The organism is Ectobacillus funiculus, assembly GCF_004138295.1.
Classification (GTDB): Bacteria; Bacillota; Bacilli; order Bacillales; family Bacillaceae_G; genus Ectobacillus; species Ectobacillus funiculus.
In genome coordinates, this window is sequence record NZ_SCFM01000029.1 from 51,798 (window position 1) to 68,491 (window position 16,694).

The window sequence follows — 16,694 nt, forward strand, 5'->3', positions numbered from 1 at the left end:
GTGTGAGCTCTCCCTATTTGCTCTATGAGAAGCCTGTTGGACGGCTCTGTATTTCGCTTCCTAGGAAGAGGATACGGAATCTCCCACCTCAAGGAGCGTTAGCGAGTAGATGGGGGTAGTTCAATTAATCGTATAGGGCCCCAAAGAAAACGTTATCATTTTCTGATTGACAGGCGTAAGCCATCTAGTTATGATGGTAATAATTAACTCCAAGATAGCACTTGTCCAAATGTTCTTGAAAAGGAGGTTGCTAAATTTGTCACTTATTATCTAAGTATAGAATGAATTGTATGCATCTCTATTAAATTGCCACTTAAGTTCCTCCAAAGACATCGTTTTACGTATCTATTTTCGCCTTACACCACTTGATTCTATCAAACTAGTTTTCTATTTTCCTATTGTTATCCCAATATGTGTATGAATCACGAAAGGAGTTGTGATCATGACGTTAAAACCGTATGTTAAGCAGTTTCTTCAAGCAGCTCGAAAGGAAACGCCGCACAGCCCTATTGATATGGTAAGATTGCGTGGTACAATGACTACCTTGCTTCCGCCAGTGGGGCCGCGTCCTTCGGCAGAAAAAGCAGAAGACCGCCTCATTCCTGGACCAAACGGAGCTGTTCCCGTTCGGATGTATACCCCCTCTGGAAAAGGACCTTTTCCTCTATTTGTCTATATACATGGCGGGGGATGGACGATAGGGAGTATCGAAGAATATGACACCACATGCAGACTGCTCGCTAACGAGACAGGAGCCAAGGTGATCTCTGTGGAGTATCGCTTGGCACCGGAACATCCATTTCCAGCGGGGCTGGAGGATTGCTATGCAGCGGCAGAATGGATTTTTGAGCATGCTGCTGAATTAAATGGAGACCCAACCAATCTCACAATTGGCGGTGATAATGCGGGAGGGAATTTATCGGCAGCAGTTGCGCTTATGGCGCGAGATCGGAATAAATCGTTCATCTCTAGACAGGTCCTCATGTATCCTGCAACAGATTACTATCATTACCGTGTTTATTCGGAGTATGACTCCATTATTGAAAATGGCGATGGCTACGTTTTAACAAATGTAGATATGTCCTATTTTTGGACACTTTATTTAGGCGATGAGATGCATGCAGCTAACTCTTACGCATCTCCTATCCGTGCACGTGATTTTAACAATCTGCCGCCAACACTTCTCATCACTGCTGAATATGACCCGCTGCGCGACGAAGGGGAGTTATATGGAGTAAAGCTTCGACAGGCTGGTACGCATGTACAAGCAAAACGCTTTGATGGCATGATTCACGGTTTTGTTTCGCTATTTCCAGATCAGAAAGAAGGAAGAGAAGCACTGGAGCTTATTAGGGATTTTGTAAATACGCCGTTTGTGATGCAAAAATAAGGAGTTTATGTGTAAAACCTGACTCGATTTCTCCCTAGAGAGAACGAGTTAGGTTTTTGTGTTTATAAAGAAAGGAATATAATGTGTATGGATATGATGAATGGAGTATCATATAATGATGTATGATAGAGCCTTTTTATAAGGTTAGACAGAAAGATACTTCACCAGCTAGGGGAAAATCGATTTTGAAAACAGTTGCTATTCCTCTTCTTCAATGATAAATTAAATTTATTCTTTCATGAAGGATTGTTACTGGTAGAGCAGGCAAAACCTTAACCGTTATTCTTTATATAATATACTTATATTCATAAAGGTGATCTCAATGAAAATCGCAAAAGTAATCAACAATAACGTTATTAGTGTTTTCAATGATCAAAACGAGGAATTGGTCATAATGGGCAGGGGGCTTGCATTTCAGAAAAAACCAGGCGATCCAGTAGATGAGGAACGGATTGAGAAGGTGTTCTCATTAAAAAATAAGGACATCTCAGAAAAATTTAAAACGCTTTTATACGAAATTCCTATGGAGTATATGGAGGTTTCTGAAGAAATTATCCAGTCTGCCAAAATGAGGCTTAGCAGAGAATTAAATGACAGCATCTATGTATCTTTAACAGATCATATTCATTTTGCCATTGAACGAAATAAAAAGGGAATGGACATTAAAAATGCGCTGCTTTGGGAAATTAAGCGCTTATATAAGGATGAATTTTCCATTGGTAAAGAGGCTTTAACTAAAATTGAGGCCAAGCTTGGCATAGTCCTTCCAGAGGATGAAGCTGGCTTTATTGCAATGCATATTGTGAATGCCGAATTGAATGAAGAAATGCCAAACATCGTAAATATCACGAAGGTGATGCAGGATATTTTAAATATTGTAAAGTATCACTTTAAAATTCAGTTTGACGAGGAATCATTGAATTATTATCGCTTCGTAACACATTTGAAATTCTTTGCCCAACGATTATTTGGCAAAACATATATGGAAGATCAGGATGATTTTCTATTTGAAGCGGTAAAGAATAAGCATAAAGAAGCATTCGAATGTACACAAAAGATAAACGAATATATTAAGAAGCAGCATGCATACGAGTTAACGAATGAAGAAATGCTGTATTTAACAATTCATATTGAACGAGTTGTAAATCGAAAGTAAAGAGCTTGCTTAGCATGTATTTTCTACTAAAAAAAGAAAGCGTTGACATCTGGTTTTTACCTTGTTACAGTGCACTGATAAATTAAGTATCTGATTCATTTTAGGATTGTTACTGGTTAAGCAGGCAAAACCTAAATCGCTGACAGAGAAGGGATGTACTCTCTTATACTGTAGTGATTTAGGTTTTTTTACATTGTAAGAAAGTATAAATTTCTAGCTAGGAGACCATTGTGGACAAGACAACATGTTCTCACAGCAAATGAGGAGACGTTACTTTTATAAAAATATCAAGTAGAAAGAGCATGAAATGAAGAAGCATATACAACGCTTTACTAAATCATTATTGTAAAGTATCTATCAGGAAGAAGACGCTGCTGTATTAAGAGCAGGCGTCTTTTTTTATTTTTTTGAGTTCATAAAACCCTGCCAAAAAACCTAAACGTTTGACTGTACGGTATTTATTGTGTTATGCTGAATTCAACAGCTACAAAGGGGGTTGTCTAGTTGGGAATGTGTATCGAATTGGAGAGTTAGCGCAGTTGGCCCATGTTTCAAGACGAACTATCGATTATTATACAAATTTAGGGTTGCTGAAGGCTGAACGTTCGGATTCTAACTATCGATATTATGATGAGACAGCACTTGACACATTGAAGTATATTGAGAGCTACAAAAAGATACATGTACCTCTTTGTGAGATTAAGGAATTACTGCAGCAACGACAGTCGGAACGTCAGAATAAAGATGTTGTGATGGAACAGCTGAGCGGAATTTCAAAGCAGATGCATGAACTTGAACATGAATTGCTGCAGATTCGTCCATTGTTGGACTCCTTGACAGATGAACAAAAGCAGCGACTGAAACAGCATTTATCCACACAAACATCAGCCTTGGTGCACACACTTTCAGTACTGCTTGCATAGAGGGTGGTAAACTAAGCAGATTCGTATTTTAAAAATTGTAATTATTAAACATAACTAGATTTTCTTCAGAGGGAACAACGAAGAATAATCAAGAAAGATACAATAGGAGAAAACAGGGAGGTGAACCTCTTAGCTGTTATAGCTAAGGGATGTTCTTGGAGATATTTAATTTAATCATGATTGCAGTTTTAATCGCTCTTACAGGCTTTTTCGTGGCAGCAGAGTTTGCCGTGGTAAAAGTACGCAGCAGCCGAATTGATCAGCTAGTCGCTGAAGGAAAACGAGGCGCTTTATCTGCTAAACGTGTTATAACCCATTTGGATGAGTATTTATCTGCTTGTCAGCTTGGCATCACTGTAACAGCGCTCGGTCTCGGATGGTTAGGGGAACCAACCGTACACCATATGCTGGAGCCGCTATTTCACAAGTTAAATGTATCTGATGCAGTTGCCAGCACGAGTGCTTTTATTGTAGCTTTTTCGCTCGTTACATTCCTGCACGTTGTGGTTGGCGAGCTGGCACCAAAGACAGTGGCAATTCAGAAGGCAGAGCAGGTTACCTTGCTGTTTGCTCGTCCGCTTATTATTTTCTATAAGATTGCTTACCCATTCATTTGGGTTTTGAATAGTTCTGCACGTATTCTTGTTGGATGGTTTGGATTAAAGCCGGCCTCCGAGCATGAAGCGGTACACTCAGAAGAGGAATTGCGTCTTATTTTATCAGAAAGCTATGAGAGTGGAGAAATCAATCAGGTTGAGTATAAATATGTAAACAATATTTTTGAGTTTGACAATCGCATTGCAAAAGAAATTATGGTTCCACGCACAGAAATTGTTGGTTTATATGCGGATGACCCGATAGAAGAGCATATGAATCTTATTAAAACTGAAAAATATACACGTTATCCTGTTTTTGGTGAAGATAAGGACGATATCATTGGGATGATCAATGTGAAGGACTTCTTCATCCATTATACAGACAGCTTAAAAATAAAACCGAAGTCTATCCGTGGCTTTATGCGACCAGTTATTGAAGTAATGGAAACTGTTCCAATCCATGATTTGCTGCTTGAGATGCAGAAAAGACGGGTTGCTCTGGCGATTTTGTATGATGAATATGGTGGAACAGCGGGATTGGTTACACTTGAAGACATCTTAGAAGAAATTGTTGGTGAAATTCGCGATGAGTATGATGAAGATGAAAAACCGCCCGTACAGCATATTGATGACCATCATAAAATTGTCGATGGCAAAGTGCTTATTAGCGATGTAAATGATTTGTTCGGTATTCATATTACTGATGAAGATGTCGATACAATTGGCGGTTGGGTGATGACGCAAAATCATGAGATCGGGCAAGGACAGTCTATTAGAATGGATGATTATGAGTTTAAGGTGTTAGAGAAGGATGCTCACCAAGTCAAGCTTGTAGAAATTCGTCGTCAAGAGAAACAAGAACAGCAGGCAGCCACTGTATAGGGCTATTGCCTGCTTTCCCTACATATTAGCTTTACAATTATTAAAAGGAGAGATGGAGATGTTCAAGAAATTTTTAGCACGTTTGGGAAAAGGAGCAGCAACGGTTGATTTGCGTTTTGAAGGTCGTCCGTATCGTGCAAATGAAACGGTGCAAGGAGAAGTTTTGATCCAAGGCGGGGAAGTGGAACAAAAAATTAATCATCTGGCAGCCAAGCTGATAATGAATGTTAATACGAAGCAAGGAACTGTTGCACGCGAAGTTACAACGATTCCGCTTAGCAGCGCATTTACGATTTTTCCAAAGGAACAAAAGGCGATTCCGTTCACTTATACGATTCCAGCTAACCTGCCTGTTTCTAGAGGAACTGTTTCCTATTACTTTGATACGCACCTAGATATTGACGGCGGTGTAGATCGTACGGACCTTGATCGTCTTATTGTTGAAGCACCAAAGGATGTACAAGCTGTGTTTCAGGCACTCCAGCAGCTTGGGTTCCATGAAAAGCCAAGCTCTGGTAAGCTGGACACTTACGGTCAAGAGTTCGCATTTTTCCCGACAACATTGTTTGTGGGACAAGTAAGCGAGATAGAACTTCGCTTTGCTTCTGAAGCGATGGGCGGCTTACGAATCTGGATGGAAGTGGACTGTCGCGGTGCTTATCACGAAGTCGAGGCGAAACGGGAATTATTTTTAGATCAAGATACTCTGCAGGATGCTGAGGAATTGGTAGATATATTGAGACAAACTATTATTGAAGCTACGGAACAGCCGCATAGCTTTATGCATCCATTTTCCTATGAGAAATACGGACATCATGGTCATCACAGCCATGGTCATCATGGCAGTTCAGTAGCTGGCATGGTTGGTGGTCTGGCCATGGGAATTCTAGGGGCTATGCTGTTAGAGGAAATGATGGGTGAAGCGCTGGAAGCGGCTGGAGAAGCGCTTGGCTTTGAGGAAGAGGATTCTGAAGAAGAATCAGGCTTCGGTGACTTCTTCGGCGGAGATGACGGAGAGTTTTAATATAGAAAGGGCTGTTTCCCTGTTTTAGTAGACTTTTATGGGGAATATAGACAAGACAGCTATATTTTTATGAACGGAACTAGATGAATTAAAGAGAATACTAGATTCAAACGATAAAGTTCCGCTATGGACAACTAGAGATAAACTCCTGTTGCGGAGGTTTAGCCCTACGCTGCCATTTGGGGCCATGGGAGCTAGATATCGCCTCGAAAAGTTATACTTTTTTATCGTGCAGGAAAGAAAACCTCTCAGCTTAGTGCTGAGAGGTTTTCTTGTTTACTCTGTAGGAAGTATACACTTTCCAGATGGAAGTCATTCAACGTAGTCGGAAATTTTAGGAGTACAGTGTAAGTGCCACTACGCTTCTGTCTTCGCCTAAAGGCTTGCCAATCAGCGAGTTTTCTTTATACTGTAAGCTTTTGTAAATCGCCATCTAAAAAGCTGTTAGAATAACGTACAACCTTTTGGAAGCTTTCTTATTGAACCTCTGCAGATAATCGTTCTAAAATCCTTCTTTTTTTATAAAGCATTCTTCCTGTTTCAGCGATATCCTCAATTGCTTTCCGGTTTAAATAGGCTCCAAAAACCATTCCTGCAACTGGAACGAGCTGAAATAACTTTTTCCAGCCATAGTTATCACGATATACAGTAATGACTTCACGCCAGGATGCGACTTGGGAAATGCCATCTCGTTGATGGGCACGGTTGTCAAAGTTTTGCAACTCCTTTAAAATTGTCTGTTTTCCGATGATGTCAGAGGAAGAAAACTGCAGACATTTCACAATAAACAATCGTTCTGTTTCATCATGAGGATCATACCCATAGCAGATCGCGATCTCTTGGAGAATTTTTAATGACATGCCAAGTACAGCCGGTATATCAATTGTTAATGTGAAAATTCCACCGAACCCCGTTGTCGCCCCTTGTGCTGTTGCTAATCTTTTACGCGATTGTGCAAATTCCTGGGCAACCCGATCGATCTCGCGAAGCGGCAAGTGACGAACATCCTCTAAAGAAATATTGGCTCCAAGCTTCTGCAGAGTTGCTTCCTTGTTTACAAGATATCGGCTGCCGCTATGAATATACTGAACCAATTCATCAAGTACGGCGTTTACCTTTTGGTGGAGAAATTTTGGTGTAAGTTTATCTAAGATTGTAAACGGAATTTTCCCCCACTTTTCCCAGAACCAAAGATCTTCTTGTTCTTGCTCCCATTGTTTGATTTCTTCCAATTGTGTTAACAGCTCTTCATTTTGCTCTCGCATCTATTTTCTCCTTACATTCATTCATATTACTATTGTAACCTATTTAATAGCTATTATTGTCAAATTTTCTAGAACATCGTAATGAAATGTTTTTAGAAAGATGGAAGCATTTCTAAAGGTATCGTTAATTCGAAAGGAGGTTCAGAGAGCAAACAAATCATGAGCTTGAGGCCCTATTGATGATATATGACATACAGTCTCTACTTGGATAATCGATGTTTTTCTGTTACATCTAATTGTATAATTTTCCCATCCTGAATAATAATGGTCACGGAGCCATACTGAATTTTTTCTAATAACGATAAGATGTAACCTGCTTTTTCTTGATTCGTTTTTATCATTTATAATCCCCCTCCCAATTTAAACATTTCGTATTATTTTTTCATACATTTGACGAACGTATATTCTTGTTCAAGGTCACTTAACGTCCATCTAAAAAGATAAGTAGATTCTTTTGTATATAAGCCTGATGCAATCAATTGATCAATCAAGTATTGTTTTCGTTGTTCTATAGCGTAACGGAGCAAATTGTTCATTCTAACACACATCCAATCACTAAAAAGTATCTTTTTGTAAAAGAGTCTATTCAGCAAGATGAGGTTTAAGTATCAAAATTCCCAATTGAAGCTATCCATAACTATAGTCCCTATATTAATTTTACACTTTAAGAAAGTATAAATTTCTAGCCGGAAGCTAACTCGACGTAGCGAGAAATTTTAGGAATAAAGTATAAGGGCAACTACGCCTCTGTCTTCGTCCAAAGGCAGGGCTCATCAATCGACGAGTTTTATTCACTATTCCGATTGATAAAGTATGTTTTGATGCGTGTTAGTAGAACAATGGCGACTCTCCAGTGATCTGGTTGAGGCCAAATGGTCTTAGGATATAGGTGTATGTGTATAAATTTGTAGCACAAAATAGCTGTATTTCACAAGGTATATCCTCTACTTGGATAGACGATGCTTTTCAATTACATCCAACTGTACAATTTTTTCATCATGAATTACGATTGTTACAGACCCATATTTGATTCTCTCTAGTAACTCTAGAATATAATTAATTTTTTCTTGACTGACCTCCGCCATAATATTTCCCCCTTACTAGTTTTTTTTCCTTCTTACACATTTGTATTCTCTTTCAAGATCATTTAGTGTCCACTCGAAGAGATGCTTAGACCCTTTTTTATAAATGCCTGATGCAATCAGTTGATCAATCAAGTATTGTTTTCGTTTTTCTAAAGCGCTGCGGAACTCATTACTCATTTTATAACGCGTCCTATCATAAACATGTGTACCCTCATGCTTTTCTTTGAAGTGGAACCACTTCTTCTCGATTGTTTTGTCATATTATCCCTCCTCGTGTCTCTATGCCTTATCTTTTCATACAGCCCGAAGTAAAGCTAGGATAAATTATAAGGCACCATATGAGCATAGTTCGGTGCCTTCGGTAGACCAATCAGCAAAATAGAATGTAACACCATACTAAAGTGTATTATTCCTATGAGTCAAGTATGTTTTTGATTAATTTACAGTAATTTTAGAAAATAGGAATGTACGAATTTGGGAACGTTGTTTATTTTCCTTTTTCTGCTTTTTCTTATATTACATTTAGTTTCTTTTTCTGCATGCTGAATGTAATATAATTCGCATAGAAAAGGTATGTTAATCTCTTATAAGAGAGAAGGTTTTTTTAATTATTTATTCAAATTTAAATTCTTAGTTGACAGATATGAATAGTATATATAGAATGAGTGCAGGTAATCAATTCAATTTTTTTGAAGAGACTTAAAATTGCATAAGCCGATCAGACAACTGAAGGCACACGACGTTTGCTCCCTAGGGCATGTTGTGTGCTTTTTGTTATATAAAAAGGGGGAACTTACATGAAGTTATGGAAGAAAAAATCAATTGTAAAACAGGCGGGCATCTTACTCTCTACATTTATTTTGCTGTCAGGATGCTCGTCCGAGACAACGGGGGACACAGCGAAGCAGGAAAAAGCAAAGCCAATTGAGCTTCTTAATGTATCATATGATCCAACTCGTGAGCTGTATCAAGAATTTAATAAGGAGTTTGCGGCATATTGGAAAGAAAAAACCGGGCAGACCGTTACAGTGAAACAATCACATGGCGGATCGGGAAGTCAAGCTCGCTCGGTTATTGACGGTTTAGATGCGGATGTTGTAACGTTGGCACTTGCCTATGATATTGATGCAATCAGTCAGCAAAAGCTGCTGTCGGAGGACTGGCAAAAGCGGCTAGCAAATAATTCAACTCCATATACATCAACAATTGTATTTCTTGTTCGAAAAGGAAACCCAAAAGGAATTAAAGATTGGGATGATTTAACGAAAGCTGGAGTTTCTGTTATCACACCAAACCCGAAAACATCAGGAGGCGCTCGTTGGAATTACTTAGCAGCTTGGGGATATGCTCTGAATAAATACGGTAATAGCGACGAGAAGGCACAGGAGTTTGTAAAAAATATTTACAAAAATGTTGCGGTATTAGATTCTGGAGCGCGCGGGGCAACGACTACCTTTGTAGAAAAGGGAATTGGTGATGTTTTAATTGCTTGGGAAAATGAAGCATTGTTATCACAAAAGGAGCTGGGAGCGGACAAATTTGAAATTGTAACTCCATCTATTAGCATCCTTGCTGAGCCGCCGGTAGCTGTTGTAGATAAAGTAGTAGATAAAAAAGGAACGCGTAAAGTAGCTGAAGCGTATCTGGATTATTTATACACAGAAAAAGGGCAGGAGATTGCAGCAAAAAATTTCTATCGTCCGCGTAACGAGAAGGTAGCTGCGAAATATGCATCTCAATTCCCAAAAGTAAAATTGTTCACAGTTGATGAAGTATTCGGTGGATGGAAGAAAGCACAAGAAAGACATTTTAATGATGGAGGAGTGTTTGATTCTATTTACCAAAAATAAAGAGAGTCGTTGTACTCAATGGGGTGAAGAAAGGTGAATATACGCAGAACAACGAAGCGAAAGATCTTGCCGGGCTTTGGTCTTTCGCTCGGCTTTACTACACTATATTTGAGCTTATTTGTGCTCATCCCGCTATCTATGGTATTTATAAAGACCTCACAGCTTGGATGGGGCAAATTTTTTCAAGTGGTAACAAGTGAACGGATCCTGCATTCTTATAAGATCAGTTTTGGAACTGCATTTGCAGCAGCTTGTATCAATGTCATATTTGGTTTACTAATTGCCTGGGTATTGGTTAGATATCCTTTCCCAGGTAAACGCCTGTTAGATGGATTCATAGATTTGCCGTTTGCTTTGCCTACTGCGGTAGCGGGAATTACGCTCACAACGCTGTATGCGCCGAATGGTTGGATTGGAAAGCTCCTTCCTTTTCAGGTCGCCTTTACTCCAATTGGTATTACTATTGCTTTAACATTTATCGGGCTTCCCTTTGTCGTGCGCATGGTGCAGCCAGTGCTGCAAAATATTGAGAGGGAAGTGGAGGAAGCTGCCGCCAGCCTCGGAGCATCCCGCCTACAAATCTTTTGTAAGATTATTTTCCCTGAAATATTCCCTGCTTTATTAGCTGGATTTTCATTAGCGTTTGCACGCGGCTTAGGAGAGTACGGATCTGTTGTGTTCATCGCAGGGAATATGCCAATGAAAACGGAGATTACTCCGCTTATGATTATGACAAAGCTTGAGCAGTACGATTATGCGGGAGCGACGGCCATTGCAGTTGTAATGCTGCTGGTTTCCTTGCTGTTTTTATTTATCATTAACCTGCTTCAAGCATGGAGCCGCAGGCATGAGCTTCGAGGTGAATAGGAGGAGAAGTATGGAACTGGCAGCATCAAAAACGACGAGACAGACCGCATCAGCACCTCGTCAAACAACAAGTGAATCTAGAATTGTGAAAATCATCCTTATTTCAATAGCGATTCTGTACTTATTTCTATTTCTTTTTATTCCGCTCATTACCATTTTCGCAAAGGCTTTTGAGCAGGGGGTAGCTGTATATACAGCCGCAGTGACAGATAGTGATGCCTTTGCTGCTATTCGTCTTACTTTTATTGTTACATTACTTGTTGTTCCACTGAATACTATTTTTGGAGTTGCAGCGGCATGGTTGATTACCAAGTTTCGCTTTAAAGGAAAGCAGCTGTTGCTATCGCTCATTGAGCTGCCGTTTGCGGTTTCTCCTGTTATTGCCGGTTTGGTGTTTGTATTGTTATTTAGTCCGCGCGGGGTATTGGGTCCGTGGCTTGTAGAGCACGGAATAAAAATTATTTTCTCAGTGCCTGGGATTGTGATTGCGACAGTCTTTGTCACGCTGCCATTTGTTGCCCGCGAGCTCATTCCAATTATGCAATCTCAAGGGACAGCGGAGGAAGAAGCTGCTCTCTCGCTTGGTGCAAACGGTTGGTATATGTTCTTTCGGGTTACGCTTCCAAATATAAAATGGGGCTTATTATACGGTATGATTTTGTGTAATGCCCGAGCAATTGGTGAATTTGGAGCGGTTTCTGTTGTGTCTGGACATATACGCGGAATGACAAATACGATGCCGCTGCATATTGAGATTTTATACAATGAATATCAATTTTCCGCGTCGTTTGCTGTAGCCTCTTTAATGTCACTTATGGCGCTCCTCACACTTATCGTGAAAAGCTGGATTGAGTGGCGAACGGAGAAGCGGGAAGTGTGAGAAGGGAGAAAAAACGATGACAATTCAAATTCGAAATGTATCAAAGCAATATGGGGAATTTCAAGCGCTGACAGATATTGATTTAGATATCCCAAAGGGGGAGCTTGTTGCGTTATTAGGCCCTTCTGGCTCAGGCAAGACGACGCTGCTGCGGATTATTGCTGGTTTAGAAGCAGCGGATACAGGGTCTGTTTCATTTGATGGAGAAGATTTAACTGATGTTCATGTTAAGCATCGCGAGGTCGGCTTTGTTTTCCAGCATTATGCCTTATTTAAACATATGACCGTATTTGAAAATGTTGCCTTTGGACTAAAGGCGCGCAAACGGAGACTGCGGCCGACTGCAGCCGTGATTGAGGGAAAGGTACATGAATTGCTGCGCCTAGTGAAATTAGACGGCTTTGCCAATCGTTACCCTGCGCAACTATCAGGCGGACAGCGTCAGCGTGTTGCGCTTGCGCGAGCACTCGCAGTAGAACCGAAGATTTTGCTGCTTGATGAGCCCTTTGGCGCATTAGATGCCAAGGTACGTAAAGAGCTGCGCCGCTGGCTGCGGAAGCTGCATGATGAGTTTCATATTACAAGTGTATTTGTGACGCATGATCAAGAGGAGGCATTAGATGTAGCCGATCGAATTGTTGTGATGAACAAAGGGAAGATTGAGCAGCTGGGGACACCGGATCAGGTATATGATCATCCTGCCAGTCCGTTCGTGTATGATTTTCTAGGAAGCGTCAATCTATTTCGCGGTCGTTTGCATCGAGGCAAGCTGAATCTTGGCTCCGCACAGCTAGAAGCACCAGAGCATTCCCATGTTTTGGATACAGATGCCGTTGGCTATGTGCGTCCACATCATTTGTCCATTGAACGTGTAAAACAAAGCGAGGATGCCATTTCTGCTAAGGTTTTCCATTCGCACGTTGTTGGTCCTGTTGTGCATATTGAGCTAAAGCGGGAGGACACGAATGAGTATGTAGAGGCAGAAATTAGCAAGGAGCAGTTTACGAAGCTGGGGCTCCAAGTTGGTGAGATTGTCTATGTTCGTCCAAAAGAAGTGAAAGTATTTGTGCCAGAGGATTTTGTAATTTAAAGTGTGAATCCTAGATTGTGAGTATATGTTTTACATGTATGGAAATTTATTTAAAATCTTAGTTGACTTATAGGAGTAATGCATACTATTATTATCCACAAGATAATAAATAGTTTACCTGACTGATCGGAAAAACCGAAGGTCCTTAACTGCAAAAGCAAAAGGGTTAAGGACCTTTTTTGGCTCTTTAATCCTAGTTAACAGATAAGAAAAGGGTATTTAAAACGTACTACATACCTAAGGGGGTTTTACAATGTGTAAAGGCAGAGAGTTAATCGAATAAGAGAGCAGCTAATCCATTTTTGTAGGGAGGGAGAACACAGTGAGTATTTCGATTACGTCATTAGATAAAACATTTGTGAAGTCTCAAGGGCAAGTAAAGGTACTACAAGATATTAATTTACAAGTCAAGAAAGGGGAATTTGTTACGGTTATTGGTCCTAGCGGATGCGGTAAGAGCACATTGCTGAAGCTAATTGCGGGTCTTGATCACGAGTTTGAAGGAGCAATCCACCTGAATGGTGAGCCGATCACCAGACCAAGCATCAAACAAGGATTTATTTTTCAGGAGCATCGTCTTTTTCCATGGTTAACAGTAGAAAAAAATATCGCTGCCGACTTATCACTAAAAGATCCTCAGGTGCGAAGCAGGGTGGATGAGCTCATTGAACTTGTAAGATTGAAAGGCTTTGAGAAGGCATACCCAAAGGAGATATCTGGAGGAATGTCACAACGGGTAGCGATTGCAAGAGCATTATTACGAGATCCAGAAGTGCTGCTGCTCGATGAGCCGTTCGGTGCACTTGATGCCTTCACAAGAACTCATTTGCAGGATGCGTTGCTTGAGATTTGGCAGCAAAAGAAAACGACAATGATTCTCGTGACGCATGATATTGATGAATCTATTTATCTTGCTGATCGCATCGTTATCATGAGCGCAAGACCAGGCCAAATTAGCAATATTATTTCAGTGGATTTACCACACCCCCGAAAAAGAGCGAGTCGTTCTTTTCAGGAATTCAGGCAATTGGTATTAAGTGAATTTGAAAAAGTAGAAGAGCTTCAGCTCATTGAAGGATCGGGTATTTAGGGGAGGATGAAGAATATGATTCGAAACATAAAGATTTCTGTGCTCATACTTACAGCACTGGTAATGGCTATTCTAGCCGGTTGCGCATCAAAGGAGACAACGGCAAGCGAGAAAAAGGAAAACAAGGAAAATCTCACAATAAACATTGGGATTCAGCAAAGTCTAGGACCTTTATTAATCGCGAAGGAAAAAGGCTGGTTTGAAGAAGAGTTCAAAAAGGTCGGGGTTAAGGTAAAATGGACAGTGTTCCAAAGCGGTCCGCCTCATTTTGAAGCATTAGCAGCAAATCGGTTAGACTTTGGAGCAGTAGGAAATTCGCCAGTAATTGCCGGCCAAGCAGCCAATATCCAATTCAAGGAAATTGCCCTGGCAAGTGATGGATTAAAAGGAAATGCAATTCTTGTTCGCAAAGACAGTTCAATTCAAACGCTGAAGGATTTAAAGGGGAAAAAGATTGCAGTAGCGAAAGGAAGCAGCGGATTTAATGTATTATATCGTGCGTTAGATAAAGCTGGTTTGAAACCGGAGGATGTGAAGGTTATTCAACTACAACCGGATGAGGCACAGCCTGCATTTGAAACAGGAGCAGTAGATGCATGGTCAATTTGGGAGCCATTCGTTTCTCTCCAAACCATTCAGAAGGACGCAAGAATATTGGCAGACGGCGCATCCTTAAATGTATACTCACCGGGCTTTGTCATTGCACGGACTGCATTTACAAAGGAACATCGGGAACTGGTTGTGCGTTTTCTAAAGGTGTACGAAAAAGCTCGTCTTTTCGAAAAAGAAAATCGTACTGAAGCGATCGAGTTGTATGCAAATGCGAAAAAAATCGATAAGGATATTGTAGGTCATATACTTGAAAACAATCAATCCTTGAATCTGCCGATTACAGAGGAAATTATCCAAGCACAGCAGGATACCGCAGATTTTCAGTATTCTCTTCAAGCCATTACGAAGAAAATTGATACATCTCAAGTAGTTGATAATTCATATATTAAGCAAGCATTACAAGAAATAAAAGAAGAACAGAATAAGTGAGGTGATGTAGGGTGAATAAGGTAAAAACGGCAGTATCACCCGTTCGTTCCATCGGTAACATCGGAAAGCCGATCGCGTCTAAACAACGGAAGAGGATTTCTTTTAACAGTACTACAGGTGTAATGTTTCGGGGCTTAGTTCTACCAATCTTTGTATTAGTAATCTGGCAGTTATCCGTATCACTTTTACATGTACCGAATACAGTACTGCCAGCGCCCTCACATATCTTGGCTTCCCTTCAGGAGCTGATAGCGTCGGGGGAACTGTTTGGACACCTGAAAATTAGCGTTACCCGTGCCCTTATTGGATTTTTATTAGGTGCTAGCTTAGGTCTCTTGTTTGGGACAGTAACGGGCCTTTCCAATAAAACGGAGCAATTCTTGGATCCATCCTTGCAAATGCTGCGCACAGTACCACACTTAGCGTTGGCGCCGTTATTTATTCTCTGGTTTGGTCTAGGCGAACTATCAAAGATACTATTAATTGCGCTTGGTGCATTCTTCCCGTTATATGTCAACACATTGCTTGGTATACGAGGGGTAGACAAAAAATTATTTGATGTAGCGCGCATTCTGGAATTTAGCCGCTGGCAGCAAGTAACAAAGCTCATTTTACCAGCTTCTCTGCCAAATATTCTGCTTGGGGTCCGATTGTCACTTGGTGCAGCTTGGCTTGGATTAGTTGTTTCAGAATTAATGGGAGCTAGCGAGGGAATTGGATACCTCATTATGGATGCTAGACAATTTACCCGCACGGAGGTTGTTTTTGTCGGTATTATCATCTTCGCTCTTGGCGGGAAACTGGCTGATTCACTTGTCCGGGTATTGGAGTCTAGATTATTAAAATGGCGTGACAGCTATCGAGGAAAGGATGCTACGTGATGGAATGCAAGGTATATACAAAACAGTAACCTGTTACACAAATAAAACCAACTAAATTTATCGTTTAAATACGGATTAATATATGGTCTTTTTCCATCTGAAAAAAGGAGAGATGATGATGTCAAACATTGTAATTATTTCTGGGAGTCCTGCTGTAGTTTCACGATCATCCGCCATTTCTAAACTCGTGAAAGATGTGCTTGTTACGAACGGAAATAAGGTAGAGGAGATTGCGGTGCGCAATCTTCCTGCTGAGGACCTTCTATATGCAAACTTTAATAGCCCGGCCATTCAACAAGCAAAAGCGCTAGTTGAACAAGCGGATGGAGTTATCATTGTCAGTCCGGTATATAAAGCTAGTTATCCAGGAGTTTTAAAAGCCTTTTTAGATCTAATTCCTGAAAAAGGCTTGGCAAATAAAGTTGTTCTTCCGATTGCTACAGCAGGTACCATTGCGCATCTTTTAGCACTTGAATATGCGTTCAAACCTCTTTTCTCAGTACTAGGTACGCGAGATGTTACCGATGGCGTATATATTGTAGATTCACAAGTTGCCTATACAGAGCATGAGCTTACATTTGTCGATATAGAAGTGGAACAAAGGCTTGGGGATGCTATTACGCAGCTGCAGGTACGATTACAACAAAAAGAAGCGCAAGCAAGCCGCTAAAATG

Annotated in this window: 18 protein-coding genes; 13 read left to right on the plus strand and 5 right to left on the minus strand. The window is 40.5% G+C overall.

From position 1 onward, the window contains the following. Positions 1 to 442: 442 nt before the first annotated feature. From EP737_RS17410 to EP737_RS17430, 5 genes are all read left to right on the plus strand, one after another. Positions 443 to 1,390: an alpha/beta hydrolase gene (locus EP737_RS17410; RefSeq protein WP_129729277.1), complete on the plus strand. Its 948-nt coding sequence runs from the start codon at positions 443 to 445 to the stop codon at positions 1,388 to 1,390. 322 nt (positions 1,391 to 1,712) lie between these two features. Further along, positions 1,713 to 2,546, plus strand: a complete 834-nt coding sequence (gene licT, locus EP737_RS17415; RefSeq protein WP_129729279.1) for a BglG family transcription antiterminator LicT — start codon at positions 1,713 to 1,715, stop codon at positions 2,544 to 2,546. A 512-nt stretch (positions 2,547 to 3,058) separates the two neighbouring features. Then, positions 3,059 to 3,469 carry a MerR family transcriptional regulator gene (locus EP737_RS17420; protein WP_129729281.1) on the plus strand — a complete coding sequence of 137 codons (411 nt, stop codon included), beginning with the start codon at positions 3,059 to 3,061 and terminating at the stop codon, positions 3,467 to 3,469. Positions 3,470 to 3,624: 155 nt separating this feature from the next. After that, on the plus strand, positions 3,625 to 4,947 hold the full coding sequence (locus tag EP737_RS17425; RefSeq protein ID WP_129729283.1) for a hemolysin family protein: 1,323 nt from the start codon (positions 3,625 to 3,627) through the stop codon (positions 4,945 to 4,947). Positions 4,948 to 5,005: 58 nt separating this feature from the next. Beyond that, the gene (locus EP737_RS17430; RefSeq protein ID WP_129729285.1) at positions 5,006 to 5,971 is read left to right on the plus strand and encodes a sporulation protein; all 966 of its coding nucleotides are present in this window, start codon (positions 5,006 to 5,008) and stop codon (positions 5,969 to 5,971) included. Positions 5,972 to 6,447: 476 nt separating this feature from the next. On the opposite strand, the gene EP737_RS17435 is transcribed toward EP737_RS17430, so the two are convergent. The 5 genes from EP737_RS17435 to EP737_RS17455 all read right to left on the minus strand — a co-directional run bounded on the left by EP737_RS17435 (position 6,448) and on the right by EP737_RS17455 (position 8,498). Beyond that, positions 6,448 to 7,236 (minus strand): EcsC family protein, encoded by a 789-nt coding sequence (locus EP737_RS17435; protein WP_129729287.1) that lies wholly within the window; start codon positions 7,234 to 7,236, stop codon positions 6,448 to 6,450. Positions 7,237 to 7,436: 200 nt separating this feature from the next. Next, positions 7,437 to 7,577 (minus strand): YezD family protein, encoded by a 141-nt coding sequence (locus EP737_RS17440; protein WP_129729289.1) that lies wholly within the window; start codon positions 7,575 to 7,577, stop codon positions 7,437 to 7,439. A 33-nt stretch (positions 7,578 to 7,610) separates the two neighbouring features. Further along, positions 7,611 to 7,772: a Fur-regulated basic protein FbpA gene (locus tag EP737_RS17445; protein ID WP_129729291.1), complete on the minus strand. Its 162-nt coding sequence runs from the start codon at positions 7,770 to 7,772 to the stop codon at positions 7,611 to 7,613. Between the two features lie 408 nt (positions 7,773 to 8,180). Continuing rightward, the gene (locus tag EP737_RS17450) at positions 8,181 to 8,321 is read right to left on the minus strand and encodes a YezD family protein (RefSeq protein ID WP_129729293.1); all 141 of its coding nucleotides are present in this window, start codon (positions 8,319 to 8,321) and stop codon (positions 8,181 to 8,183) included. A gap of 15 nt (positions 8,322 to 8,336) precedes the next feature. Beyond that, positions 8,337 to 8,498 (minus strand): Fur-regulated basic protein FbpA, encoded by a 162-nt coding sequence (locus EP737_RS17455; RefSeq protein WP_129729295.1) that lies wholly within the window; start codon positions 8,496 to 8,498, stop codon positions 8,337 to 8,339. Positions 8,499 to 9,118: 620 nt separating this feature from the next. Here EP737_RS17455 and EP737_RS17460 point away from each other — a divergent pair. From EP737_RS17460 to ssuE, 8 genes are all read left to right on the plus strand, one after another. Beyond that, on the plus strand, positions 9,119 to 10,171 hold the full coding sequence (locus EP737_RS17460) for a sulfate ABC transporter substrate-binding protein (protein WP_129729297.1): 1,053 nt from the start codon (positions 9,119 to 9,121) through the stop codon (positions 10,169 to 10,171). A gap of 39 nt (positions 10,172 to 10,210) precedes the next feature. Next, positions 10,211 to 11,038 carry a sulfate ABC transporter permease subunit CysT gene (gene cysT, locus EP737_RS17465; RefSeq protein WP_129729348.1) on the plus strand — a complete coding sequence of 276 codons (828 nt, stop codon included), beginning with the start codon at positions 10,211 to 10,213 and terminating at the stop codon, positions 11,036 to 11,038. 10 nt (positions 11,039 to 11,048) lie between these two features. After that, on the plus strand, positions 11,049 to 11,918 hold the full coding sequence (cysW, locus tag EP737_RS17470) for a sulfate ABC transporter permease subunit CysW (protein ID WP_129729299.1): 870 nt from the start codon (positions 11,049 to 11,051) through the stop codon (positions 11,916 to 11,918). A 16-nt stretch (positions 11,919 to 11,934) separates the two neighbouring features. Beyond that, positions 11,935 to 13,008 carry a sulfate/molybdate ABC transporter ATP-binding protein gene (locus EP737_RS17475; protein ID WP_129729301.1) on the plus strand — a complete coding sequence of 358 codons (1,074 nt, stop codon included), beginning with the start codon at positions 11,935 to 11,937 and terminating at the stop codon, positions 13,006 to 13,008. A gap of 298 nt (positions 13,009 to 13,306) precedes the next feature. Next, positions 13,307 to 14,098 carry an ABC transporter ATP-binding protein gene (locus EP737_RS17480; RefSeq protein WP_246040296.1) on the plus strand — a complete coding sequence of 264 codons (792 nt, stop codon included), beginning with the start codon at positions 13,307 to 13,309 and terminating at the stop codon, positions 14,096 to 14,098. A gap of 15 nt (positions 14,099 to 14,113) precedes the next feature. After that, positions 14,114 to 15,139, plus strand: coding sequence for an aliphatic sulfonate ABC transporter substrate-binding protein (locus EP737_RS17485; RefSeq protein WP_129729305.1), 1,026 nt, complete (start codon positions 14,114 to 14,116; stop codon positions 15,137 to 15,139). Positions 15,140 to 15,210: 71 nt separating this feature from the next. Then, positions 15,211 to 16,020 carry an ABC transporter permease gene (locus EP737_RS17490; protein ID WP_246040297.1) on the plus strand — a complete coding sequence of 270 codons (810 nt, stop codon included), beginning with the start codon at positions 15,211 to 15,213 and terminating at the stop codon, positions 16,018 to 16,020. Between the two features lie 118 nt (positions 16,021 to 16,138). Further along, positions 16,139 to 16,690: an NADPH-dependent FMN reductase gene (ssuE, locus tag EP737_RS17495; protein WP_129729307.1), complete on the plus strand. Its 552-nt coding sequence runs from the start codon at positions 16,139 to 16,141 to the stop codon at positions 16,688 to 16,690. The last annotated feature ends 4 nt before the right edge of the window (positions 16,691 to 16,694 follow it).